Source organism: uncultured Methanobrevibacter sp. (genome assembly GCF_934746965.1).
Taxonomy (GTDB): domain Archaea; phylum Methanobacteriota; class Methanobacteria; order Methanobacteriales; family Methanobacteriaceae; genus Methanocatella.
This window is the reverse complement of sequence record NZ_CAKVFS010000002.1, coordinates 159,606-183,636: the sequence shown is the minus strand read 5'-3', so window position 1 is coordinate 183,636 and position 24,031 is coordinate 159,606. Positions and strand designations below refer to the sequence as shown.

Sequence of the window (24,031 nt, the reverse complement as noted above, 5' to 3'; positions counted from 1 at the left end):
ATGTCAGAAGAATTTTTTATTCAAGGAAATGAAGCATGTGCAAAAGGTGCACTAAAAGCAGGTTGCAGATTTTTTGCAGGATATCCTATCACTCCATCTACTGAAGTAGCTGAAACTTTAGCTCGTGAACTTCCAAAAGTTGGTGGGGCTTTTGTTCAAATGGAAGATGAAATTGCATCAGCAGGAGCTATTATTGGAGGATCATGGGGAGGTTCTAAATCTATGACTGCTACCTCCGGGCCAGGTATTTCTTTAATGCAAGAAAATATTGGTTATGCATTTATTTCAGAAACTCCTATTGTAATTGTTAACGTTCAAAGAGGTTCTCCATCTACTGGTCAACCAACAATGGCTGCTCAAGCAGATATGATGCAGGCTCGTTGGGGATCTCACGGAGATTATGAACCAATAGCTTTGTCTCCATCTAGTGTTCAGGAATTCTTTGATTTTACTATAAGAGCATTTAATTTAGCTGAAGAATACAGAACTCCTGTATTTGTTTTAGCTGATGAGGTTATTGGACATATGAGGGAAAAAATCATTGTTGAGGATGATATTGAAATTACTCCAAGAAAAATGCCTGAAAACAAGGATGATTTTTTACCATTTAAAAATGTTGAAAATGGTACAAATCCAATGCCTTCATTTGGTGCAGGTTTTGATGTTCATGTAACTGGTTTAACTCATGATGAAAGAGGTTACCCAGATACTAATTCTCCAGAAACTCATCAAACTCTTGTTAAACGTTTATGTAATAAAGTATTAAAAAATAAGGATAAAATATGCTCTATACAATCTGAAAACTGTGAAGATGCAGATATTGTTATTGTGTCATATGGTGCTCCAGTTAGATCTGTTATAACTGCTACAAAAGAAGCTAGAGCTAATGGTAAAAAAGTAGGTTATATTAAGATTGATACTCCATGGCCTTTCCCAGAAGAACAAATAAAAGAATTAACTAAAACTGCAAGTGATGTTTTAGTTGTTGAAATGAATTTAGGTCAAATGTATTATGAAGTAGATAGAGTAATTGCAGGTAAATCTAATACTCATCTTTTAGGTGTTATTGGGGGATTATTACCAACTCCTGAAGAAATTTTATCAAAAATCGAAGAGATTGGAGGAAACTAAATGTCAATTGAAAAAAATCCTGATGGAAATAAATTTATTCCTTATATGAGGGAAGACAGGCTTCCCCATATCTTTTGTCCAGGTTGTGGAAATGGTAGTATTATGAATGCTTTTTTTAAAGGAATGGAAGAAGCAGAAATGAATTTTGATAATATAGCTATGGTTTCAGGTATTGGATGTTCTTCAAGAATTCCAGGTTATGTTAAATGTGATTCATTACACACAACTCATGGAAGAGCACTTAGTTTTGCAACTGGTTTAAAAGTATCTAATTCTGATTTAGACGTTGTTGTATTTACTGGTGATGGTGATGCTGCTTCTATTGGTGGTAATCATTTAATTCATGCTGCTAGAAGAAATATTAATTTAACTGTTATCTGTATTAACAATAATATTTATGGAATGACTGGTGGTCAAATTAGTCCAACTTCTCCAAAAGGTAGTTTTGGAACAACTGCACCTTATGGAAATGGTGATTATCCATTTAAGTTAGCAGAACTAGTTGCTGCAGCTGGTGCAACTTATTGTGCAAGATGGACTACTGTTCAAGTTGATGAATTAGTAGAGTCTATTAGTACCGCTTTGAAAAATCCTGGTTTTTCATTTGTTGAAGTTGTTTCACAATGTCCAACTTATTATGGTCGTAAAAATAAACTTAGAACTCCTACAGCTATGGCAGTAACTATGAAAATAAACACTTTATCTAAAGAAGAAGCTGAAGGTATGAGTGATGAAGAATTAATTGGAAAAATTGTCACTGGCGAATTTGTAAATAAATCAAGAGCAGAATTTAGTGATAATATTGAAAAATTAAGTGAAGATAAATCAGGTAGCAGAACTCTTATTAATTCTGCATATGAATCAGATGTATAAACTGGAGGATAATAATGAGAAAAGAATTGAGAATAGGTGGGTTTGGAGGTCAAGGAGTAATTCTTGCAGGAATTATTTTAGGAAAAGCTGCTTGTCTTTTTGATAAAAATGAAGCAGTTCAAACTCAATCTTATGGTCCTGAAGCTCGTGGAGGAGCTTCTAAATGTGAAGTTGTTATTAGTGATGGAAAAATTGATTATCCTAAAGTTCAAAGTCCAGATATTTTAGTAGCAATGTCTCATGAAGCTTTACTTAAATATATTGTTGATTTGAAGGATAATGGGATTTTAATCGTTGATCCTGGAACAACAACTATTGAAGATGTTCAAGATTTTATTGATGAACATAATATTAAAGTTTACAATGCTCCAGCAACTAAAACAGCAATGGATGATATTGGTCTTAAAATTGTAGCTAATATTGTCATGGTTGGAGCTATTACAAAAATTACAGAAGTTATATCTAAAGATGCAGCTATGGAGTCAATTAAAGCTAGTGTTCCTGCAGGAACTGAAGATAAAAATATAGCTGCTTTTGAAGCAGGATATAATTTCTAATTAGGTGTTATGATGAAGTTTTTTGAATATATGGCAAAAAGAATTTTTGATGAAGAAGGAATTCCAATTTTAGAAGGACATGTTGCAAATTCTGCTGAAGAAGCAACTACTATTGCATCTGACATGGGTGTACCTGTAGCTATTAAATCACAAGTATTAGTTGGTGGTAGAGGTAAAGCTGGAGGTATTAAATTTGCAGATAATCCGGGTCAAACATATAAAGTAGCTGATTCATTATTGGGAAGCACCATTAATGGTGAAAAAGTACATCAGCTTTTAATTGAGAAAAAAGCAAATATTATTAAAGAATATTTCTTAAGTATTTCAATTGACAGAGCTAATAAAAGACCAGTTATTATGGTAAGTAATGAAGGTGGAGTTGAGATTGAGAATTTAGCTAAAAATAATCCTGAAAAAATAATTAAATATCATCCAAATCCTTTAATTGAATTCTTACCATATGAAGCTCGTGAAATTGCTCGTAAAATGGGTGTTTCTTCTGAGTTAATTTCTCCAATGGGTGATGTAATATATAAATTATATAAATTATTTGAGAAATATGATGCTGAAACAGCGGAAATCAATCCATTAGTTCTAACTGATGATGGTTTGATTGCTGCTGATGCAAAATTCGTTGTTGAAAATGATTCATTATATAGGCATCAAGAATTAGTAAAACTTGCACGTTATAAGAAAAAAGCAATAGACTTTGTTAAATTAGATGGTGATATTGCAGTTATTGGTAATGGTGCAGGTTTAACTTTAACCGGTATGGATATGATTAAGTTTCATGGTGGAGAACCAGCCACATTTTTAGATATTGGTGGTGGAGCTTCAGAAGAAAGTATTAAAAAATCTCTTAACATAGTATTAAATTATGAACCTGTTAAAGTAGTATTCTTAAATGTTTTAGGTGGAATTACTAAAGCAGATGATGTGGCTCATGGTGTAGTTGATGCTATTAAAGAATCAAAAAGTTTGGTTTCTATTGTTATTAGATTAACTGGTACTAATGAGGAAGAAGGTCAAAAAATACTTGAAGAAGCAGGAATTCCATATGAAATATCCATGGAAAAAGCTGCTAAAAAAGCTGTTGAGCTTTGTAATAAAATTAAGGCAGAAGAATGAAATTTTTTATTATAAATGGTAGCCCTAGAAAAGATGGAAATACTGCTCAGCTTCTAGAAAAATCATCAGAAGGAATAAAATCAGTTTGTAATGATTCTGAAATTGAATCAATTAATTTGTATGATATTCCTTTTAATGGTTGTAAAAGTTGTTTTGCATGTAAAAAAATTAATGGTCGTCATTATGGAAAATGTGTTTATAATGATGATTTCAAACCGATTCTAGAAAAAATCGTCCAGTCTGATGGTGTAATACTTGGATCACCAGTTTACTTTGGTGATGTAAGTGGAGTAATGAGGTGCTTTTTAGAGCGTTTTATCTTTCCATTTTTTGTTTATGATGAAAAAATGACTAGCTTAGCTCCAAAAAGAATGGCTATTGGTTGTATTTATACTATGAATCTTGATGAAGAAACTGCAAGACAATTAGGTTATCATGAATTATTTGATAAAAATGAAATGGTTTTAGAAAAAATGTTTACAAAGCCAATTCATCTTTATTCTTATGACACATATCAATTTGATTACTCCAAATATAAAATGGAGTTATTCACAAAAGAAGAAAAATTAAAAACACGTAAAACACAATTTCCAATTGATTTGGAAAATGCATTTAAATTAGGAGAAAAAATAGCTATTGAAGCAGAACAACACGACTAATTTCAGATTCGTTAACTATTTTTTTACCACATTTTTCTCCTATTTTTTGGGCAAAAGTTTTAACTTCATCGAATGTTGGCATATTATCAAGGGTTAATCTGTCTCTTGATGATCCAACACACATATATGCTTTTATTTCTACAAAATCTGGATTAGCTTTTTTGATTAATTCCCCATATTTTTCAGGATTAATCATATTTCTTCCTTTAACGCATGTTGTTCTTATACATGTGCGAGAGTTAAAAGTTGATAATGTTTCAAGAGACTGGTTTAAATTATCCCATCCTTCATTAATTTGGGGTTGGCAAACATCATTATATATTTTCTTTGTTGGAGCATCTAAGGAAAGGTATAGTTGGTAGGGTTCAGTTTCTAAGTTTTTTAATTTATCAACACATTGACCATTACTAACAATAAATGTTGTGAAATTACGGCGATTAAATTCAGCTATTAATTCATCAATTTCTGGATATAACATTGGTTCTCCAGCTAAAGATATTGCAGCATTTGTAGGAGTTTTGGATTCTTCTAATTTTTCTTTATTTGCTTTATCATTTCCAAAAAATCCGCAAAGTAAATTGTTTTGAGCTTTAATAGCTTCATCAATTATGGTTTTCGGATCATCATATTCTCCTTCCCATTGTGTTTGAGTGTATGATAAATCCCTCCAACAAAATTCACATTTTTGCTGACAGTTAGGTACTGCAGGAGCCATTTGAAGACATCTATGACTTTTAATACCATAAAACTTTTCTTTATAACATACTCCTTTATCTAAAATACTTTGTTTAGTCCAATGACATATTTTAGCAGCTGCATGATTATGTTTACCAACAAATCTGTATCCACTGTATTCTAATTTTTCTACTTGTTTTTTATTTAATGACATAATTTTAAAAATCCTTAAATGCTTTTATAATTAATTTAGTTTTACTGTAGTAATTAATATTTTGATTAAGATGTGGGGTCTAAAATTAAATAATATGGAAGTATTAAAAATCAAAAGTAAGCTTTTAGGTAATTGATTATTTTCCAAAAAATTTAATATCAATTTAATCATATTATGATTATGAATAATAAACTATTGGTTCTTGTTTGTGTAGTTGTAGTAATTTTAGCAGGTGTTGTTTCTGCTTTTGTTTTTCTAAACTCACAAGAAGAATCATCATTAACAATTACAAGTAATGCAACTTTATATGATGTGGATAATTGTACTGTTAAGCTAAGTGATGAAAAGGGTATTGGAATAGCTAATAAAACAATTAATATAACTTTAACTAATGAAAATGGATCAAAAACTAATCTTAAATATGTTACTAATGAAACTGGTTTAATTAGCTTTAACATAAGTGATGTTGGAAATTATTCTGTTGTATGTATTTTTGATGGAGATGGGGAATATAAAAGTGCTAATATAACTCAAAATGTATCGGTTATTAGTAAAATAGTTCAAGTTGAAAATAATGGATTTAAAAATACTAATCAAAAATCTTCTTCTCAAAGTAATTATTATGAAGATGATCATTTGTCATGTGAACAATTAAAAGCTAAATATCCTGAAATGTCTGATGATGAATTATTTGAGAGGTTCGGTGAAAGAGGAGATAATGGAATAATGTATAATGGAAAACATGTGTGGGAAGATAGGGGTGACGGAATGTCATATGGTGGACATCCTATTTAGTAGTGTCATACTTGATGAATATTATTGAAATTATACAAAGTTTGTTTGCTTTGTTCATATATTTATTTTATCTAAAAATATGTGTATTTTGTGTATATTGTGATGTTGTTTAAACTCTTTTGGTTAAATTTAAATCATTCTAAATTAAAGTATTAATTATATTAATAATTTGGGGAATTATTTATGAATACGCCGATTGTAATATTAAATTATAAAACTTATTTGGAATCTAGTGGGAAAAAAGCATTAGAATTAGCTTATGCATTAGAAAGTGCTTCAGAAGAATCTGGCATAACAATGGTTGCATCACCACAAGTAGCAGATATTTATAGGATTAAAGAGAAAACTTCTTTACCTATTTTTGCACAACATATTGATCCAATTACTCCGGGGGGGCATACTGGTTCTAATTTAATTGAAACTTTAGTTGAAGCAGGTATTTCTGGTAGTTTAATTAATCACTCTGAAAATAGGATGAAACTAGCTGATATTGATGATGTTGTACAATTATGTAAAGCTCATAATATTGAATCTTGTGTTTGTACAAATAATATTGCAACAAGTAAAGCAATAGCTACTTTTAATCCTGATGCAGTAGCTGTGGAACCTCCTGAACTTATTGGTACAGGTATTCCAGTATCTCAAGCACAACCTGAAGTTGTTGAAGATTCTGTTAATGAAGTTAAATCAATTAATAAAGATATTAAAGTTTTATGTGGTGCTGGAATATCAACTGGTGATGATATGAGAGCTGCTATGGATTTAGGTGCTGATGGAGTGTTATTAGCTTCTGGAATTGTTAAAGCTGAGAATCCTAAGAATGCTTTATTGGATTTAGTTAGTAAATTATAAAAACTTGTATTTTTATAAATTTATGTATTTAATATTTTGAGTGAAATGATGGCTGATAAATTTAATACAATTGATGACTTTGATGTTGAAAATAAAACTGTGTTAGTTAGGATTGACATTAATTCTCCTGTAGATCCTAGCTCTGGAATTATATTGGATGATACAAGATTAAAATTACATGCTCAAACAATTAAAGAATTATCTAATAAAGGAGCTAAAGTTGTATTACTTGCTCATCAAAGCCGCCCAGGTAAAAAAGATTTCACAGATTTGTCTCAACATGCTGAAGCATTGTCTAATCTTTTGAATTTAAGAGTGAAATATATTGATTCTATTTTTTCAAAATCTGCAAAAGAAGCTATTAAACAATTAAAACCTCATGAAATTCTTTTACTTGAAAATGTAAGGTTCTTTTCTGAAGAATCTTTATCACGTTCTCCAGATGCTCAAGCAGAAACTTTACTTGTTAAACAATTATCTCCGGTAATTGATTATTTTGTTAATGATGCATTTGCAGCAGCTCATAGGTCTCAGGCATCTTTAGTTGGTTTTACAGTTAATACTCCTTCAGCTGCAGGTAGGGTAATGGAAAAAGAGTTAACTGTAATTCAAAATGCTTTAGATAATGTTGAACATCCTTGTGTATTTTTACTTGGTGGAATGAAACCTGATGATTCAATAGATGTTATGGAAAATGTATTGTCTAATGGTACTGCAGATTATATTTTAACAACAGGTATTGTTGGAAATATTATTCTTTGGGCTGCAGGTGTTGATATTTGTGAAGTCAATGAAAACTTCATACGTAGTAAAGGATATGAATCAATGGTTTCTAAAGCTAAAGAACTTATTGATAAATTTGGTGATAAAGTAAAATATCCAATTGATGTGGCTATTGAAGAAAATGGTGAAAGAATGGATGTTGACTGTGATAAAATACCAAATGGGGCTATTTTTGACATTGGTGTAAAAACAATTAGTTATTATGCAAAAATAATTCGTGATTCAAAAACGGTATTTGCAAATGGTCCTGCAGGAGTATTTGAAGACCCTAAATTTGCGATGGGAACAGAAGATTTAATTAATGCAATGGCTAAATCAGATGCATTTACTTTAATTGGTGGAGGCCATATTGCAGCTGCTACTTCAGCTCTTGGTTATGATGATCAGATGAGTCATTTAAGTAGTGGTGGTGGGGCTTGTATTAGTATGCTTGCAGGTAAAAAATTAGTAGCTGTCCAGGCATTACGAGATTCAGCAAAAAATAGTGAAAATTAACTATTTTTCGCTTTAAACTCTTTTAATAAACTTTCACTAGCTATTCTTGGGTTTTCAGCATTCATAATAGCACTAACAACAGATATTCCATTGATTCCACAGTCAGTTAGTTCATGGGTATTTTTCTGTGTAATTCCGCCAATAGCTACTACAGGAATATCAATAGAATTTACTATTTCTTTTAGCTCTTTTTTAGATACTGAAGTTGCATCATCTTTAGTATTTGTTGGATAAACTGCACCGACTCCAATATAATCTGCACTATCACTTTGAGCTTTTTTAGCTTCGGTTATAGTTGCTGCAGATACTCCTAAAATTTTATCTTTTCCAATCATTGATCTTGCTATTTTAGCAGGCATGTCACTTTGTCCAACATGCACACCGTCAGCATCAATAGCTAATGCAATATCAATTCTATCATTAATTATTAAAGGAACATTATATTTTTGTGTGATTTCTTTAACTTTTAAAGCTAAATTATAGAAGTTTAAAGTTTCAGCCTTCTTCTCTCTAAGTTGAACTACAGTAACCCCTCCTTTCAGAGATTCTTCTATAATATTTAAGAACTTTTCTTCATTTTTACTATTGTTAGTTACAAGATAAAGGGTTAAATCTAGGTTATTCATATTATCTCAATATTACTTTCATTAATTAAAGTTTCACTGTCTAATTTGTATAAATAATCAATTAAATAAGTTCTAAAACTTCCAGTTCCAGAATTTTCATTATCTACTTGGGCTCTGGCATGTTCACCAGCTATGGTCATTAATAATGCTGCAAGTAAAGTTCCTTCAAAAGGATTTGTTGCTCCAATACAACTGCCTACAATTGAAGATAACATACAGCCACTACCTGTAATTTGAGGCATCATTTCATCACCATTATTAATTGCTATGGTAGTTTCACCATTAGACAAAATATCTATTGGTCCACTAGCTAGTATCACAGTATTTAATTTACTTGCAAGTTTAGAAATGATTTTGGCATTTGTATTTAAGTTATCTTTAGTTATAATATCTTCATTAGATACATCTACACCTTTTGCAGTATTTGATTGAGAAATTATTCCAGTTAATTTAGCTATTGTTTTTATTTCAGTTATATTTCCTCTGATAGCTGCTAATTTATAATTTTCAATAAGTTCTAATGTTACTCTATTTCTTAGATTACTTATTCCTACACCTACTGGATCAAGAATGATTGGAGTATTAATTTTATTTGCTTGGTTTGAGCTGACTTTCATAGATTCAACTTGTTCTTGGTTTAATTTTCCTATGTTTATTACTAATGCATCAGCTATTGAAACAACTTCAGATACTTCTTCAGTGTCTTCAGACATGATTGGCGAACCACCAATAGCTAAAATAGCATTAGCACAGTCATTTACTGTTACAAAATTTGTTATGCAGTGTGTTAATGGATTTTTAGTTTTTACTTCATTTAATAAATTAGGTATTTTTTGAAGTAATATTTCTTTATTTATCATGATTTATAATTATGAATTTTTTAGTATTTAATATACTTGTTTTTGAATTGTATTTAGTTTTATTGTCGATTTTTTTGTATTATTGAACAAGTGTCATTTTTTAGTGAAGTTTTTTATTTAATTTCATTATTTTGAAATTATTAGAAAAGTATTTAAGTAAGTTCGTACAAAAGTTTATTTGTTATATTAATTTGATTGTGCCTCGATAGCTCAGTCTGGTGGAGCGCGAGACTTGTAATCTCGTGGTCGCGGGTTCAATTCCCGTTCGGGGCTCATTATTTTATATCTTATATTGGTGTAATTCGATACCTTTATATATTAGAAAGTATAAAATAAGTAATGTATGATGTATGTCATACAATGTATATGTATTGATGGGACCGTAGGGTAGCTTGGTCGATCCTTTGGGCTTTGGGAGCCTGAGACTCCGGTTCAAATCCGGGCGGTCCCATTTCATGTCCCGCCTTAGCTCAATTTGGCAGAGCGTTGGACTGTAGATCCAAATGTTGCTGGTTCAAGTCCGGCAGGCGGGATTTGATTACTTTATTAAATTGATTATATATTTGGTTGGAAAAAAATTGATTTTTCCGAAACCTTTATATATGATAAAAATCATAGTAATTAATGGTGTATGGTTAATACAGTTTGATTAGCTATACTATTATGTTAAGTATTTTCCTGCCTTGGTGGTGTAGGGGCTATCATGTGGGCCTGTCGAGCCCGCGACTCGGGTTCAAATCCCGGCCAAGGCGCTTAATATTTAATTGTTGTATGTGAGGGCCCGTAGCTCAGTCTGGCAGAGCGCTTGGCTTTTAACCAAGCGGCCGCGGGTTCAATTCCCGTCGGGCCCGTTTTCTAATTTTATATTTTAACTTTTCTAGCTGGAGGAATTATATTTGAAAATTAATATTCAAGGACATATGCTTGTACCAAAGCATGAAATAATGACTGATTCTGAAATTGAAGATTTAAGAAATAGTGTTGATTATGATATTGAAAATCTTCCTAGAATTAAAGTTGATGATCCTGTTGTTAAAGCTATTGATGCTAAAGAAAATAATATTTTAAGAATTACTCGTGAGAGTGATACTGCAGGTACTTTTGTTACATATCGTATTGTAAAAAGTTAGTTATAATGTTAGAGTAGTAAAATTTAGTATAATAAGTTTATTTCTATAATTTTTTTTATTGTTTTTGGAAATTCATTATAATAAATTTGAACTTAGTTTGAGAGGAATTATCTTATGAAGATAGTTAGGAGTAAATTAAGAATGATAAATCAAATGAAGAATTTTAATTAGGTTTTTCCTAATCTTATTTTTATTTAGTTAATTATTTTTAAGGTGTTTTATACAATGCTGGAGGAAGTCCATGACAGAGAATAATTGGAAATTAGTTGATGCATTTTTTGATAAATATGATTTAGTTGACCATCATATTAAATCATATAACGATTTTATAAATAATGGGATTCAAAATATCATAGATATTACTGAGCCTATTACTTTAGAAAATGGTAAATATACTTTAAAAACTGGTAAACTCTTTATTGAAAAACCATTCACTAAAGAAGCAGATGGTTCTAAAAGTATGATTTATCCTGCGGAAGCAAGACTTAGGAATTTAAATTATTCTGCACATATGTATCTTGAGATGGCATTAAATGAAGAAGGGGAAGATAATCCTTTAGAAAAAGTATATATTGGTGAATTACCAGTAATGCTTAAATCAGATATTTGTCATCTTCATGGTCTTAGTGATGAGGAATTAATTGAACAAGGTGAAGACCCTCAAGATTTAGGTGGTTACTTTATTGTAAATGGTTCTGAAAGAGCTGTTGTAACAATGGAAGAAATTGCACCAAATAAAATAATTCTTGAACGTCTTGGCGAAGTTGAAGATAGAAGAGCTAAAGCTATTGTAACTTCTATTAAAAGTGGTTTTAGAGCAAGAATTTCTCTAGAATATAAAAAACCACGTAAAAATGGTGTTTTTTTAAGAATTTCTTTCCCTTATGTTCCGGGAGAAATTCCACTTGTTATTTTATTAAGAGCTCTTGGTTTGGCTACTGATCAAGAAATTATCATGGCAATTTCTAATGATCCAAATTTCCAAATGATTATTGCAGATGATATTCAAGTGTCTCTTTCTCAATTGAAATTAGATCAAAAAGAAATGGATGGTATGGATAAAGAAGAAAGAAGACAATACTTGCAATTAGCTGCTATTAAATATATTGGTAATCGTGTAGCTAAAGGTATGACTGAAGAATATCGTGTCAAACGTGCTGAAGATGTAATTAACCGTTACTTATTACCTCACATGGGTATTGAATCAGAAAGACGTGAAGCTAAAGCTATTTATTTAGCTGAAATGACTGAAATGTTGCTTCAGGTTATTGATGAACAAAGAGAACCTCACGATAAGGATCATTATACTAATAAAAGACTTAGAGTCTCTGGAGATTTAATGGAAGATTTATTCAGAGTAGCTTTTACAAATTTAACTAGAGATATGAGCTACCAACTTGAAAGAAGTATTTCTCGTGGTAAAGAACTTTCTATCAAACAAGCAGTTCGTAGTGATGTTTTAACTGAAAATATTAAACATGCTATTGCAACTGGTAATTGGGTTGGTGGAAGAGCTGGTGTAAGTCAATTATTAGATAGGACTAGTTATATGGGTACTCTTTCTCATTTAAGACGTGTTGTATCTCCTTTAACAAGAAGTCAACCTCACTTTGAAGCAAGAGATTTGCACCCAACACAATTTGGTAAAATTTGTCCAAACGAAACCCCAGAGGGTCCTAACTGTGGTTTGGTAAAGAATTTAGCTTTAATGTGTAATATTTCTGAAGGTTCTGATGAACAAGAAATTATTGATGTTATTAAGAAAATGGATGTTTTAGAGGATTAAAGTTAAATGGGGAAAGATAATATGAATAGTGCTAAAATTTATATTAATGGTGAGCTTTTAGGATCTTGTGAAGACCCAGTAAGTTTCACACAAGAAATGAGAGAAAAAAGGAGAAATGGTGAGGTTTCTCATGAAATGAATATCACTTATTATGAAAAAAATAATGAGATTTATATATTCAATGATCCTGGTAGGGCAAGAAGACCATTAATTATTGTAAAAGATGGTAAACCAGTTTTAACAGATAAACATTTAGAAAAAGTAGCTAAAGGGGATTTAAAATGGGATGATTTAATAAATAATGGTCTCATTGAATATTTAGATGCTGAAGAAGAAGAGAATTCTTATATTGCTATGAGTATTGCTGATTTAAATGAAGATCACACTCATTTAGAAATAGATCCTGCTACTATGCTTGGAATTTGTGCAGGTATTATTCCATTTTCTGATCACAATTCTTCACCAAGGAATACAATGGAAGCAGGTATGACAAAACAAGCATTAGGATTATATGTTTCTAATTATGCATTACGTACAGATACAAGGGCTCATTTATTACACCACCCACAAACTCCTATTGTAAAAACACGTATTATTGATTCAACTAATTATGATAAAAGACCATCTGGTCAAAACTTTGTTGTAGCTCTTATGTCTTATGAAGGATATAACATGGAAGATGCAATGGTTATTAACAAAGGTTCTCTTGAAAGAGGATTAGCTAGATCTTCATTTTTCAGAGCATATGATACTGCTGAAAAAAGGTATCCTGGTGGACAAGAAGATAAATTTGAAGTTCCGGATAAAAACATTAAAGGTTACAGGTCTGAAGAAGCTTATAGGCATTTAGATGATGATGGTGTTGTTAACCCTGAATCATATGTGGAATCTGGAGATGTATTAATTGGTAAAACTTCACCACCAAGATTCTTAGAGGAAATTGATGAATTTGGTACTGTAGCAGAAAAAAGAAGAGAAACTTCTGTAACAGTTAGACATGGTGAAAAAGGTATTGTTGATGCAGTTCTTTTAACTGAAACTGTTGAGGGAAGTAGGTTGGCTAAAATTAGAGTAAGAGATACTAGGCAACCTGAATTTGGAGATAAATTTGCATCAAGGCACGGTCAGAAAGGGGTTCTTGGTTTAATATTATCTCCTGAAGATATTCCTTTCACCGAATTTGGTGTTGTACCTGATTTAATTGTTAATCCTCATGCTATTCCATCTAGGATGTCTGTAGGGCAAGTGCTTGAGATGGTAGCTGGTAAAGCAGGTTGTCTTGAAGGAGAACGTGTTGATGGAACTCCATTTAACACTGAACTTGAAAAAGAAATCAAACAACAACTTAAAGACCATGGATTTGAATCTGCAGGTTGTGAATCATTATATAATGGTGTAACTGGAGAAAGAATTGAAGCTGAAATATTTGTAGGAGTGGCATATTACCAAAAATTACACCACATGACTACTGATAAAGTTTATGCTCGTTCAAGAGGTCCTGTGCAAGTTCTCACTCGCCAACCTACTGAAGGTAGGGCTCGTGAAGGTGGTTTAAGGTTTGGAGAAATGGAAAGAGATTGTCTTATTGCACATGGTGCAGCTCTCACATTAAAAGAAAGGCTTTTAGACGAATCTGACAAATATGAAGCTATTGTTTGTGAAAATTGTGGTATGTTAGCAGTATATGATAAAAATAAAAATAAAAAATACTGCCCAATATGTGGTGATGTTGAAACTTATCCAATAGAAATTTCATACGCATTTAAATTGTTATTGGACGAACTTAAAAGTTTATGTATTTTCCCTAAATTAGTTTTAGGAGACAAAACATAATTATATAATATGAAGGAGTCAATATTTTGAAAGGATTTATAAAAAAAATCAAGCAAATTAACTTTGGACTTATGTCTCCTGAGGATATTCGTGAAATGTCAGTAGTTAAAATTGAAACTCCTGATACTTACGATGAAGACGGTTATCCTATTGAAAATGGTTTAATGGATCCTCATTTAGGGGTTATTGATCCAAGTTTAAAATGTAGATCTTGTGGTTATAGAGGTGGAGAGTGTCAAGGACACTTTGGTAGTATTGAATTAGCTAGACCGGTTATTCATGTTGGTTTTGGTGATGTAATTCACAAAATTTTACGTTCAACTTGTAATGATTGTGGTCGTGTTTTATTAACTGATGAAGAAATATTCAGATATACTGAAAAAATTAAAGATGCTCAATCTCATCATGATAATTTAAATAAAATTTTAAAAGAAATTTATAATGAAGCACGTAAAGATGTTTGTCCTCATTGTGAAGCAGAACAAGAACCAATTACTATTGATAAACCTGTTTCAATTAATCAAGGGGATTATAAATTAACTGCTAGTGAAGTTCGTGAAAGACTTGAAAGAATTTCTGATGATGATGCTTTTGTTTTAGGTGTTAATCCGGAAGTTGCTAGACCAGAATGGTTGGTGTTAACAGTTTTACCTGTTCCACCAGTTACTGTAAGACCTTCTATTACTTTAGATACTGGGGAAAGGTCTGAAGATGATTTAACTCACAAACTTGTTGATATTTTACGTATTAATCAAAGATTAATTGAAAATATGGAAGCAGGTGCTCCTCAACTTATTGTTGAAGATTTATGGGAATTATTACAATACCATGTAACTACTTACTTTGATAATGAAGCTAGTGGTGTTCCTCCTGCAAGACATAGATCTGGAAGACCTTTAAAAACTTTAGCTCAAAGGTTAAAAGGAAAAGAAGGTAGGTTCAGAAGTAATTTATCTGGTAAAAGGGTTAATTTCTCTGCTCGTACTGTAATTTCTCCAGATCCAAACATTAGTATTAATGAAGTGGGTGTTCCTGAAATGATTGCAAAAGAGGTTACTGTACCTGCTTATGTAAATGAATGGAACATGGATGAAATGAGACAATACATTGAAAATGGGCCTAATGTTCATCCTGGAGCTAACTATGTTATAAGGACAGATGGAAGAAAAATCAGACTTTTAAATGAAACAAAAGAAATGATTTTAGAAAACTTGGAACCAGGTTATATCATTGAAAGACATTTAAAAGATGGGGATATGGTTTTATTCAATCGTCAACCTTCACTTCACAGAATGTCTATGATGGCTCATGAAGTAAGAGTACTTCCATATAAAACATTCCGTCTTAATTTATGTGTATGTCCTCCTTACAATGCAGATTTCGATGGGGACGAAATGAACATGCACGTTTTCCAAACTGATGAATCTCGTGCTGAAGCTAAATCTTTAATGAGGGTACAAGAGCATATTTTATCTCCAAGGTTTGGTGGACCAATTATTGGTGCTATTCACGATCACATTTCTGGAGCATACCTTTTAACAAAACCGGGTTCAGAGTTTACTGAAGAACAAGCATTACAAATTATAAGAAAATCACATTTATTCAACAATGAAAATGTTGATCCTAAACATTTAAAACGTAAACATGCAAATTGGACTGGTAAAGAGTTATTCTCTTTATTATTACCTGATGATTTAAATCTTGTTTATAAAGCAGAAGTTTGTAGAAAATGTGATCACTGTTTAGAAGAAGATTGTGATATTGATGCTTATGTTGTAATTGAAAATGGTGAGCTTAAACAAGGGGTTATTGATGAAAAAGCTTATGGTTCTTTCTCAGGACGTATTTTAGATAAAATTGTTAAAGAGTATGGTCCTGCTAGAGCTAAAGAATTCTTAGATAGATCTACTGATTTAGCTATTTGTGGAATTATGAAAACAGGAATTACCACAAGTACTAATGATGAAGAAATTCCTGAAGAAGCTCAAGAAAGGATTAATGAGCACTTAAGAGAATCTGAACGTAAAGTAGATAAATTAGTTGAAGCATATGAAAATGATTATCTTGAAGCTTTACCTGGTAGAAGTCTTGAAGAAACTTTAGAAATGAAGATTATGCAAGTGCTTGGGGAAGCTAGGGATGTATCTGGTCAAATTGCAGAAAATTATCTTACTATGGAGCACAACCATTCTGTAGTTATGGCACGTACTGGTGCTAGGGCATCTATGTTGAACCTTACTCAGATTACTTCTTGTGTAGGACAACAATCTGTTCGTGGTGGTCGTATCCATAGGGGTTATATTGATAGGACTTTACCTCACTTCCGTAAAAATGAGTTAGGTGCAAAAGCAAAAGGATTTGTACATTCAAGTTATAAAAGTGGTTTAGATCCAATTGAATTTTTCTTCCACGCTATGGGTGGAAGAGAAGGTCTTGTAGATACAGCGATTCGTACAGCACAATCTGGTTATATGCAAAGAAGACTTGTAAACGCTCTTCAAGATTTACAAGTTAAACCATCTGGACTTGTTACTGATAACCAAGGAATGGTTATTCAACTTATGTTTGGTGAAGATGGAGTAGACCCTGCTAAAAGTGACTTTGGTAAAGCAGCTGATTTAAATAAAATCATTGATGAAAATAGATTAGGTGATGCTAATCCAAATTACAAATCAAGTGTTGAACAAGAAGGTAAATAGGTGTAAGTATGGATGATGCAATAATTAAAAAGGTTGAAGATGCTTTACTTAAAGCTAAAATAAACTTTGATGCAAGATTTGTTGAAGATGGGATTATTGACCCATCAAGTCGTGTAAAGTTCCCTGAAAAATATGTGGATGATTTAGCATCTGCTTATGTTAATAGGCATTTATCTGATGATGAATTAGATATGCTTATTGGGGAGCTTAAAACTGCCTATGAGCGAGCTCATGTTGAAGCTGGTGAGGCTGTTGGAACAGTAGCTGCACAATCTGTAGGTGAACCTGGTACTCAGATGACTATGCGTACTTTTCACTATGCAGGGGTAATGGAATTAAACGTAACATTAGGTCTTCCAAGACTTATTGAAATCGTTGATGCAAGAAAAAAAATTGCTACTCCAACTATGGATATTTACTTTACAGAAGAAAAACGTAATGATGAAGAATTCGTTAAGACTTTAGCTAATAAAATTGGTAAAAGTACTGTAAATGATATTCTTAGTGACTTTAGTTTAAATTATGCTGATATGAGAGTTGAAGCTGTTTTAGACCAAAGGAAAATTGAAGATAAAAGACTTGATATTGATGAAATTCTTGGTAAAATTACTAAGAATTTTAAAAAATCTGTTATTAATGATAATGTCAATATTATTGTTGAACCATCAAAACGCGAAATTAGGGAACTTCGTCTTTTAGCAGACAAATTCCGTGATTTGCAGATAAGTGGTATCAAAGGCATTGGAAAAGTTATTATCCGTAAAGATGAAAGAGAATGGATTATGCACACTGAAGGATCTAATCTTAAAGATATTCTTTCAATGGATGGTATTGATACATACAGAACAACTACAAATGATATTCATGAAATAGAAACTGTATTAGGTATTGAAGCTGCTCGTCAATCAATTATTAACGAAGCAAGAAATACTCTTGAAAACCAAGGTCTTAGTGTTGATGTTAGACATATTATGTTAGTTGCAGATATCATGACTTCTGAAGGAGAAGTTAAATCTATTGGTAGACATGGTATTAGTGGTGAAAAATCAAGTGTTTTAGCTCGTGCAGCTTTTGAAGAAACTGGTAAACATTTACTTCGTGCAAGTATTCGCGGTGAAGTTGATGATTTAACCGGTATCATCGAAAATATTATTATTGGACAACCAATACCTCTTGGTACCGGTTCAATCGGTGTCAAAATGGCAAATAAAAATGAATAGGAGGCTAGATGATGGACGTAGATAGAAGTATCAGGGTAGCTGTCGATACTGGTGATGTGACATTAGGCTCTGAAAAATCAATTCAATCTTTAAAATTAGGAAAAGGTCAACTTGTAGTTGTTGCTGCTAACACTCCTAAAGATATTGTTGAAGATGTTGAATATTATACAAATCTTTCAGATATCCCATCATACACTTATGAAGGAACAAGTGTAGAATTGGGTTCTGTCTGTGGTAAACCATTTACAGTTGCTACATTAATCGTTAACGATCCAGGAGATTCTACTATATTAGATGATTTGAGGTAGATTCGCATGTCTATTAAATTCACTGCAAATGAAATTAGATACATAGCTCTTTTTGAAAATATGACTGGAGCAATGGTTAAAGATTGTATTATCGATGATGAACATGGTAAAGTCACATTTGTCGTGAAAAACGGTGATATGGGATTAGCTATTGGAAAAGGCGGAAGTACTGTTTCCAAAGTTCAAAGAGCAGTAGATAAAGGAATTGAAATCGTTGAATTATCCGACGATCCAATCCAGTTTATTAAAAATCTTTTATCCCCTGCTGAAGTACAAGGTGTTAAAGTACTTCAAAGAGAATCAGGTGAAAAAATAGCTACTGTTACAGCAGATAATACCAATAAACGTATTGCTATTGGTAAAAATGGTGTCAACATCGAAAGAGCTAAGTTAATTGCAAAAAGACAACACAATATAAACAACATTATTTTAAAATAGTTAATTTTAACTATTTTATTTTTTTACTTTTTTTTTATTATTCTGTTAATTACATTAAGTTAAGTGGTAAAATAGATACCTTTATTAATGTTAAAAAAGATAAATCATCATAAGATATCGACAATTAATGAAACATAGTTGTGTGTGCTTTTTACTATTGTTTCAATAAATCTTATGATATCTTCATTTAGATAATTTAAGTTATCTAATTAATTATTATATTATTAACTAGTTATATCTTGGAATTTAGATTGTATTAGCTATTTTTTAGCAGTATAAATCGCAGCGGTGGATTCTTAGATATGTTTAATAAAAGTTTAGAGGAAATATTATGCCAGGACTTTTTGCTGCAAAAAAACTTAAAAAAAATAGACAAAATTTTAAGTGGAAAGACGTGGATTACAAAAGGAAAGCTTTAAGATTAGATGTTAAAGCAGACCCTCTTGAAGGAGCTCCTCAAGCTAGAGGAATTGTAATCGAAAAAGTAGGGATAGAAGCAAAACAACCTAACTCTGCTATACGTAAATGTGTTCGTGTTCAATTAATTAAAAATGGTAAACAATTAACTGCTTTCGCACCAGGTGACGGAGCTATTGGATTTATCGATGAGCACGATGAAGTTATGATTGAAGGAATTGGTGGACCATCTGGAAGATCTATGGGAGATATTCCTGGAGTTCGTTGGAAAGTATCTAAAGTTAACAACGTAGCTTTATCTGAGATGGTAAGTGGAAAAATAGAAAAACCTGTAAGATAAGGATGGTATTTTTATGAGTAAATTATTTGATAAATGGGAACTCGACGAAGTTAAAGTCGAAGATTTAGGTTTAGTAAAATACATCTGCTTAGATGAAACTCTTGTGCCTCATACTTCAGGTAGACATGTAAAAAGACAGTTCGCAAAATCTAAAGTATCTATTATTGAAAGATTAATGAATAAAATCATGAGGACTCACATTAACTCAGGTAAGAAAAATAAAGCTTACAATACTGTAAAAGATGCATTAGATATTATCAACAAAAGAACTAAAAAGAATCCTGTTCAAGTTTTAGTTACTGCAGTTGAAAATACTTCTCCTCGTGAAGAAACTACTCGTATTAAATATGGTGGTATTGGATACCAAGTAGCAGTAGATATTTCTCCACAAAGAAGAGTTGATCTTTCATTAGGTTTCTTAACTAGAGGAACTTTACAATCAGCATTTAAAAATAGAAAATCTGTTGCTGAATGTTTAGCTGATGAATTAATTCTTGCTTCTGAAGAAGATTCTAGAAGTTTCGCTTTACAGAAAAAAGAAGAAAAAGAAAGAGTTGCAAAAGCAGCACACTAATCATATAATTATATAAGGTGATTTCTTTGAGTAGAAGAGAGAAAATGATTGCAAAAATTAAGGAATTAATGTATGAACCAGAATCCATTAGGAATATTGGTATCTGTGCTCACATTGACCACGGTAAAACTACATTATCCGATAACCTTTTAGCAGGTGCAGGAATGATTTCTGAAGAACTTGCTGGTGATCAAAGGTTTTTAGATTTTGATGAACAAGAACAAGCACGTGGTATTACTATTGATGCAGCAAACGTATCAATGGTACACAATTATAAAGATGAAGAATATTTAATCAACTTAATTGATACTCCAGGTCATGTTGACTTTGGTGGGGACGTAACTCGTGCTATGAGAGCTGTAGATGGTGCAGTAGTTGTTGTTTGTGCTGTTGAAGGTATCATGCCTCAGACTGAAACTGTACTTAGACAAGCTTTAAAAGAAAATGTTAAACCTGTTTTATTCATTAATAAAGTTGATAGATTAATCAATGAGTTAAAATTAGAACCAGAAGAATTACAAAAAAGGTTCATTAATATTTACATGGAAGCTAACAAATTAATTAAAAATATGGCTCCTGAAGATAAAAAAGAAGAATGGGCTGTAGATTTTACTGATGGTAGTGTAGCTTTCGGTTCAGCTTATCATAACTGGGCTATTAATGTTCCAATGATGCAAGAAACTGGTGTTAACTTCAAAGATATTATTGACTACTGTAATGAAGATAAACAAAAAGAATTAGCTCAAAAAGTACCGTTATCTGAAGTATTACTTGGTATGGTAGTAGAACATTTACCTTCTCCTAAAGTATCTCAAGAATACAGGGTACCTAATATTTGGGATGGTGACATTGAATCTCCTGCAGGTCAAGGTATGATTACTACAAGTCCAGATGGACCTTTAGCTGTAATGGTTACTAATGTATCTGTAGATAAACATGCTGGTGAAATTGCTACTGGTAGGGTTTATGGAGGATCCATTGAAAAAGGTACTGAAGTATACTTAGTTGGATCTCATGCTAAATCCAGAGTTCAACAAGTAGGTGTTTACTTCGGACCTGAAAGAGTTAATACTGATGCTGTACCTGCAGGTAATATTGTATATATTGCTGGTGCAAAAGGTGCAATTGCTGGGGAAACTATTTGTTCTCCTGATGATAAAATCAAAGAATTTGAAGGATTAGATCACATATCTGAACCTGTAGTTACTGTTGCTGTAGAAGCTAAAAATACTAAAGACTTACCAAAATTAATTGAAGTATTAAGACAAGTAGCTAAAGAAGACCCAACTATTAAAGTTGAAATTAACGAAGAAACTGGTGAACACTTAGTTTCAGGTATGGGAGAACTTCACTTAGAAGTTATCAGTTACAGAATTAAAGATAAAGGTGTAGAAATCCAAACTTCTGAACCTATTGTTGTATACAGAGAAACTGTATCTCAATTATCTCCTGAAGTTGAAGGTAAATCTCCAAACAAACATAACAGATTCTACATTACTGTTGAACCTTTAGAAGATAATCTTTTCCAAGCTTTACAAGAAGGTAAATTAAAAGAAGGTAAAGTTAAAGGTAAAGAATCTGCTAATGACTTCATGGAATATGGTTTAGATAAAGAAGAAGCAAGAAAAGTATGGGATGTTTACAACAGAAGTTTATTCATTAATGCTACTCGTGGTATCCAATACTTAGATGAAGTAAAAGAACTTTTAATTGAAGGATTTGAATCTGCACTTAATGATGGACCTTTAGCTAAAGAAATTGCTATGGGATTAAAATTCAAACTCCATGATGCAAAACTTCACGAAGATGCAGTTCACAGAGGACCTGCACAAGTATTACCAGCTATCAGAAATGCAATTTATGCTTCTATGATGTCTGCTGGTCCTACTTTACTTGAACCTATGCAAAAAGTATTCATTAACACTCCACAAGATTACATGGGTCCATGTACTAGGGAAATCCAAAACAGAAGAGGTCAAATAGTTGACATGGGTCAAGAAGGAGACATGGCTACTATTGAATCTAAAGTTCCTGTAGCTGAAATGTTCGGTTTCGCTGGAGATATCAGATCTGCTGCAGAAGGTAGATGTTTATGGTCTACTGAAATGTCTGGATTTGAAAGATTACCACGTGAAATGCAAAACCAAATTGTTAAAGAGATTAGGCAAAGAAAAGGCTTATCTCCAGAACCTTATGGTCCTGAACATTACGTAGGATAATTAAAATTAAATTTTTAATTTTTTTATATTTTTTATTAAATATTAAGAAAAAAACATTACATATTTATATGTGAATAATTAAAATTTAAATTAAGCTAAAATTATAAGCTTAATGAATGTTATTTCGATTTATACGAAAAGAGGTATTATTATGGCAAAAACTAAAGAACATATTAATTTAGCATTTATTGGACACGTTGACCATGGAAAATCCACATTAGTTGGACACTTGTTATTAAAAGCAGGTGCAATTGCTGAACAACAATTGGATGATGGTGAAAACAAATTTAGGTTTGTTATGGATAAATTAGGAGAAGAAAGGGAAAGAGGAGTAACTATTGACCTTGCTCACCAAAAATTCTCTACCAAAAAATACGACTACACTGTTGTAGATTGTCCAGGACACAGAGATTTCGTTAAAAACATGATTACTGGTGCTTCCCAAGCAGATGCTGGTGTATTAGTAGTAGCAGCAGATGATGGTGTAATGCCACAAACTAAAGAACACGTTTTCTTATCTAAAACTTTAGGTATTAACCAACTTATTGTTGCAATTAACAAAATCGACTTAGTAGATTATGATGAAGATAAATTCAACGAATTAAAAGAAGAAGTATCTAACTTAATTAAAACCGTTGGATTCAACCCTGCTCAAGTACCTTTCATCCCTGTTTCTGCATTTGAAGGAGACAACATTAAAGATGCAAGTTCTAACACCTCCTGGTACAAAGGAGACACTTTAATGCAAGCTTTAGATAACTTAGCTGCTCCTGAAAAACCTGTATCCTTACCTTTAAGGATTCCTATTCAAGACGTATACTCCATTACTGGTGTAGGAACTGTACCTGTAGGAAGAGTAGAAACTGGTATCATGAAAAAAGGAGAAAACGTTATCTTCGAACCTGCTGGAGCTTCTGGTGAGGTAAAATCTATCGAAATGCACCACGAAACCTTTGAAACTGCTGAACCTGGTGACAACATCGGATTCAATGTAAGAGGTGTAGGTAAAAACGATATCAGAAGAGGAGACGTAGCTGGTCACGTTGACGATGCTCCTGCTGTAGCTAAAGAATTTGATGCTCAAATCGTTGTTTTACAACACCCTGGTGTAATTACTGTTGGATACACTCCTGTATTCCACTGTCACACTTCTCAAGTTGCATGTACTTTCTTAGAATTAACTGCAAAATTAGACCCTGCAACTGGTCAAGTAGCTGAAGAAAATCCTGACTTCTTAAAAACTGGTAATGCAGCATTCGTAAAAGTTAAACCAACCAAACCTATGGTAATCGAAAATGCTAAAAAAATCCCACAAATGGGTAGATTTGCTATTAGGGATATGGGTCAAACTGTTGCTGCTGGATTATGTATTGACGTTACCCCAGCTAAATAGATTTGCAAATGGTTAATTAAAAGAAA

The 24,031-nt window shown here is 32.1% G+C and carries 22 protein-coding genes and 5 tRNA genes; 24 read left to right on the top strand and 3 right to left on the bottom strand.

All coding sequences use genetic code 11. From position 1 onward, the window contains the following. The 5 genes from Q0984_RS02270 to Q0984_RS02250 are packed head-to-tail and all read left to right on the top strand — an operon-like array spanning position 1 to position 4,348. The gene (locus Q0984_RS02270; protein ID WP_299522913.1) at positions 1–1,131 is read left to right on the top strand and encodes a 2-oxoacid:acceptor oxidoreductase subunit alpha; all 1,131 of its coding nucleotides are present in this window, start codon (positions 1–3) and stop codon (positions 1,129–1,131) included. Continuing rightward, on the top strand, positions 1,132–2,004 hold the full coding sequence (locus Q0984_RS02265; RefSeq protein WP_299522910.1) for a 2-oxoacid:ferredoxin oxidoreductase subunit beta: 873 nt from the start codon (positions 1,132–1,134) through the stop codon (positions 2,002–2,004). Positions 2,005–2,018: 14 nt separating this feature from the next. After that, on the top strand, positions 2,019–2,561 hold the full coding sequence (locus tag Q0984_RS02260) for a 2-oxoacid:ferredoxin oxidoreductase subunit gamma (protein WP_299522907.1): 543 nt from the start codon (positions 2,019–2,021) through the stop codon (positions 2,559–2,561). Positions 2,562–2,573: 12 nt separating this feature from the next. Continuing rightward, positions 2,574–3,689: an ADP-forming succinate--CoA ligase subunit beta gene (sucC, locus tag Q0984_RS02255; protein ID WP_299522904.1), complete on the top strand. Its 1,116-nt coding sequence runs from the start codon at positions 2,574–2,576 to the stop codon at positions 3,687–3,689. Next, positions 3,686–4,348, top strand: a complete 663-nt coding sequence (locus Q0984_RS02250) for a flavodoxin family protein (protein WP_299522901.1) — start codon at positions 3,686–3,688, stop codon at positions 4,346–4,348. The genes sucC and Q0984_RS02250 overlap by 4 nt, the downstream gene beginning before the upstream one ends. Here Q0984_RS02250 and twy1 read toward each other — a convergent pair. After that, positions 4,323–5,237, bottom strand: a complete 915-nt coding sequence (gene twy1 / locus Q0984_RS02245; RefSeq protein ID WP_299522899.1) for a 4-demethylwyosine synthase TYW1 — start codon at positions 5,235–5,237, stop codon at positions 4,323–4,325. The two genes, Q0984_RS02250 and twy1, sit on opposite strands and share 26 nt — an antisense overlap. Positions 5,238–5,417: 180 nt before the next feature. Here twy1 and Q0984_RS02240 point away from each other — a divergent pair, with 180 nt between their 5' ends. The 3 genes from Q0984_RS02240 (at position 5,418) to Q0984_RS02230 (ending at position 8,162) form a co-directional block, all read left to right on the top strand. Beyond that, a complete protein-coding gene (locus tag Q0984_RS02240) occupies positions 5,418–6,032 on the top strand; it encodes a type IV pilin (protein ID WP_299522896.1) in 615 nt (204 codons plus the stop codon). Between the two features lie 183 nt (positions 6,033–6,215). Further along, the gene (tpiA, locus tag Q0984_RS02235; protein WP_299522893.1) at positions 6,216–6,884 is read left to right on the top strand and encodes a triose-phosphate isomerase; all 669 of its coding nucleotides are present in this window, start codon (positions 6,216–6,218) and stop codon (positions 6,882–6,884) included. A 45-nt stretch (positions 6,885–6,929) separates the two neighbouring features. Continuing rightward, entirely contained in the window at positions 6,930–8,162 is a 1,233-nt protein-coding gene (locus tag Q0984_RS02230) for a phosphoglycerate kinase (protein WP_299523106.1), read from the top strand. On the opposite strand, the gene thiE is transcribed toward Q0984_RS02230, so the two are convergent. Together thiE and thiM are read right to left on the bottom strand one after the other, a co-directional pair. Then, positions 8,159–8,788, bottom strand: a complete 630-nt coding sequence (gene thiE / locus Q0984_RS02225) for a thiamine phosphate synthase (RefSeq protein WP_299522890.1) — start codon at positions 8,786–8,788, stop codon at positions 8,159–8,161. The genes Q0984_RS02230 and thiE overlap by 4 nt on opposite strands. After that, positions 8,785–9,648 (bottom strand): hydroxyethylthiazole kinase, encoded by an 864-nt coding sequence (gene thiM, locus Q0984_RS02220; protein WP_299522887.1) that lies wholly within the window; start codon positions 9,646–9,648, stop codon positions 8,785–8,787. The genes thiE and thiM overlap by 4 nt, the downstream gene beginning before the upstream one ends. Before the next feature lie 199 nt (positions 9,649–9,847). Here thiM and Q0984_RS02215 point away from each other — a divergent pair. The 16 genes from Q0984_RS02215 (at position 9,848) to tuf (ending at position 24,005) form a co-directional block, all read left to right on the top strand. Continuing rightward, positions 9,848–9,921: transfer RNA gene (locus Q0984_RS02215), tRNA-Thr, on the top strand. 103 nt (positions 9,922–10,024) lie between these two features. Further along, positions 10,025–10,099 (top strand) — tRNA-Pro (locus Q0984_RS02210). A gap of 8 nt (positions 10,100–10,107) precedes the next feature. Next, positions 10,108–10,181, top strand: a tRNA-Tyr gene (locus tag Q0984_RS02205). Between the two features lie 147 nt (positions 10,182–10,328). Continuing rightward, positions 10,329–10,400 (top strand) — tRNA-Asp (locus Q0984_RS02200). 25 nt (positions 10,401–10,425) lie between these two features. Then, positions 10,426–10,499, top strand: a tRNA-Lys gene (locus Q0984_RS02195). A 45-nt stretch (positions 10,500–10,544) separates the two neighbouring features. Continuing rightward, positions 10,545–10,778 carry a DNA-directed RNA polymerase subunit H gene (locus tag Q0984_RS02190; protein WP_299522884.1) on the top strand — a complete coding sequence of 78 codons (234 nt, stop codon included), beginning with the start codon at positions 10,545–10,547 and terminating at the stop codon, positions 10,776–10,778. A gap of 241 nt (positions 10,779–11,019) precedes the next feature. Further along, positions 11,020–12,564: a DNA-directed RNA polymerase subunit B'' gene (locus tag Q0984_RS02185; RefSeq protein ID WP_299522881.1), complete on the top strand. Its 1,545-nt coding sequence runs from the start codon at positions 11,020–11,022 to the stop codon at positions 12,562–12,564. A 21-nt stretch (positions 12,565–12,585) separates the two neighbouring features. Then, a complete protein-coding gene (gene rpoB, locus Q0984_RS02180) occupies positions 12,586–14,397 on the top strand; it encodes a DNA-directed RNA polymerase subunit B (protein WP_299522878.1) in 1,812 nt (603 codons plus the stop codon). 26 nt (positions 14,398–14,423) lie between these two features. After that, positions 14,424–17,096 (top strand): DNA-directed RNA polymerase subunit A', encoded by a 2,673-nt coding sequence (locus Q0984_RS02175; protein ID WP_299522875.1) that lies wholly within the window; start codon positions 14,424–14,426, stop codon positions 17,094–17,096. Between the two features lie 8 nt (positions 17,097–17,104). Beyond that, positions 17,105–18,316, top strand: a complete 1,212-nt coding sequence (gene rpoA2, locus Q0984_RS02170) for a DNA-directed RNA polymerase subunit A'' (RefSeq protein WP_299522872.1) — start codon at positions 17,105–17,107, stop codon at positions 18,314–18,316. Between the two features lie 8 nt (positions 18,317–18,324). Next, a complete protein-coding gene (locus tag Q0984_RS02165) occupies positions 18,325–18,624 on the top strand; it encodes a 50S ribosomal protein L30e (protein ID WP_299522869.1) in 300 nt (99 codons plus the stop codon). A gap of 6 nt (positions 18,625–18,630) precedes the next feature. Further along, positions 18,631–19,062 carry a NusA-like transcription termination signal-binding factor gene (locus Q0984_RS02160; RefSeq protein WP_299522866.1) on the top strand — a complete coding sequence of 144 codons (432 nt, stop codon included), beginning with the start codon at positions 18,631–18,633 and terminating at the stop codon, positions 19,060–19,062. A 331-nt stretch (positions 19,063–19,393) separates the two neighbouring features. Next, positions 19,394–19,819: a 30S ribosomal protein S12 gene (locus tag Q0984_RS02155; RefSeq protein WP_004033029.1), complete on the top strand. Its 426-nt coding sequence runs from the start codon at positions 19,394–19,396 to the stop codon at positions 19,817–19,819. A 13-nt stretch (positions 19,820–19,832) separates the two neighbouring features. Continuing rightward, the gene (locus Q0984_RS02150) at positions 19,833–20,393 is read left to right on the top strand and encodes a 30S ribosomal protein S7 (RefSeq protein WP_299522863.1); all 561 of its coding nucleotides are present in this window, start codon (positions 19,833–19,835) and stop codon (positions 20,391–20,393) included. Positions 20,394–20,419: 26 nt separating this feature from the next. Then, entirely contained in the window at positions 20,420–22,612 is a 2,193-nt protein-coding gene (locus Q0984_RS02145; protein ID WP_299522860.1) for an elongation factor EF-2, read from the top strand. Between the two features lie 151 nt (positions 22,613–22,763). After that, positions 22,764–24,005 (top strand): translation elongation factor EF-1 subunit alpha, encoded by a 1,242-nt coding sequence (gene tuf / locus Q0984_RS02140; protein WP_299522857.1) that lies wholly within the window; start codon positions 22,764–22,766, stop codon positions 24,003–24,005. The last annotated feature ends 26 nt before the right edge of the window (positions 24,006–24,031 follow it).

Bases quoted from the DNA above. Each gene is read 5' to 3' on its own strand.
- Q0984_RS02270 (WP_299522913.1), top strand. From the start codon at position 1: ATGTCAGAAGAATTTTTTATTCAAGGAAATGAAGCATGTGCAAAAGGT.
- Q0984_RS02265 (WP_299522910.1), top strand. From the start codon at position 1,132: ATGTCAATTGAAAAAAATCCTGATGGAAATAAATTTATTCCTTATATG.
- Q0984_RS02260 (WP_299522907.1), top strand. From the start codon at position 2,019: ATGAGAAAAGAATTGAGAATAGGTGGGTTTGGAGGTCAAGGAGTAATT.
- sucC (WP_299522904.1), top strand. From the start codon at position 2,574: ATGAAGTTTTTTGAATATATGGCAAAAAGAATTTTTGATGAAGAAGGA.
- Q0984_RS02250 (WP_299522901.1), top strand. From the start codon at position 3,686: ATGAAATTTTTTATTATAAATGGTAGCCCTAGAAAAGATGGAAATACT.
- twy1 (WP_299522899.1), bottom strand. From the start codon at position 5,237: ATGTCATTAAATAAAAAACAAGTAGAAAAATTAGAATACAGTGGATAC.
- Q0984_RS02240 (WP_299522896.1), top strand. From the start codon at position 5,418: ATGAATAATAAACTATTGGTTCTTGTTTGTGTAGTTGTAGTAATTTTA.
- tpiA (WP_299522893.1), top strand. From the start codon at position 6,216: ATGAATACGCCGATTGTAATATTAAATTATAAAACTTATTTGGAATCT.
- Q0984_RS02230 (WP_299523106.1), top strand. From the start codon at position 6,930: ATGATGGCTGATAAATTTAATACAATTGATGACTTTGATGTTGAAAAT.
- thiE (WP_299522890.1), bottom strand. From the start codon at position 8,788: ATGAATAACCTAGATTTAACCCTTTATCTTGTAACTAACAATAGTAAA.
- thiM (WP_299522887.1), bottom strand. From the start codon at position 9,648: ATGATAAATAAAGAAATATTACTTCAAAAAATACCTAATTTATTAAAT.
- Q0984_RS02185 (WP_299522881.1), top strand. From the start codon at position 11,020: ATGACAGAGAATAATTGGAAATTAGTTGATGCATTTTTTGATAAATAT.
- rpoB (WP_299522878.1), top strand. From the start codon at position 12,586: ATGAATAGTGCTAAAATTTATATTAATGGTGAGCTTTTAGGATCTTGT.
- rpoA2 (WP_299522872.1), top strand. From the start codon at position 17,105: ATGGATGATGCAATAATTAAAAAGGTTGAAGATGCTTTACTTAAAGCT.
- Q0984_RS02165 (WP_299522869.1), top strand. From the start codon at position 18,325: ATGATGGACGTAGATAGAAGTATCAGGGTAGCTGTCGATACTGGTGAT.
- Q0984_RS02160 (WP_299522866.1), top strand. From the start codon at position 18,631: ATGTCTATTAAATTCACTGCAAATGAAATTAGATACATAGCTCTTTTT.
- Q0984_RS02155 (WP_004033029.1), top strand. From the start codon at position 19,394: ATGCCAGGACTTTTTGCTGCAAAAAAACTTAAAAAAAATAGACAAAAT.
- Q0984_RS02150 (WP_299522863.1), top strand. From the start codon at position 19,833: ATGAGTAAATTATTTGATAAATGGGAACTCGACGAAGTTAAAGTCGAA.
- tuf (WP_299522857.1), top strand. From the start codon at position 22,764: ATGGCAAAAACTAAAGAACATATTAATTTAGCATTTATTGGACACGTT.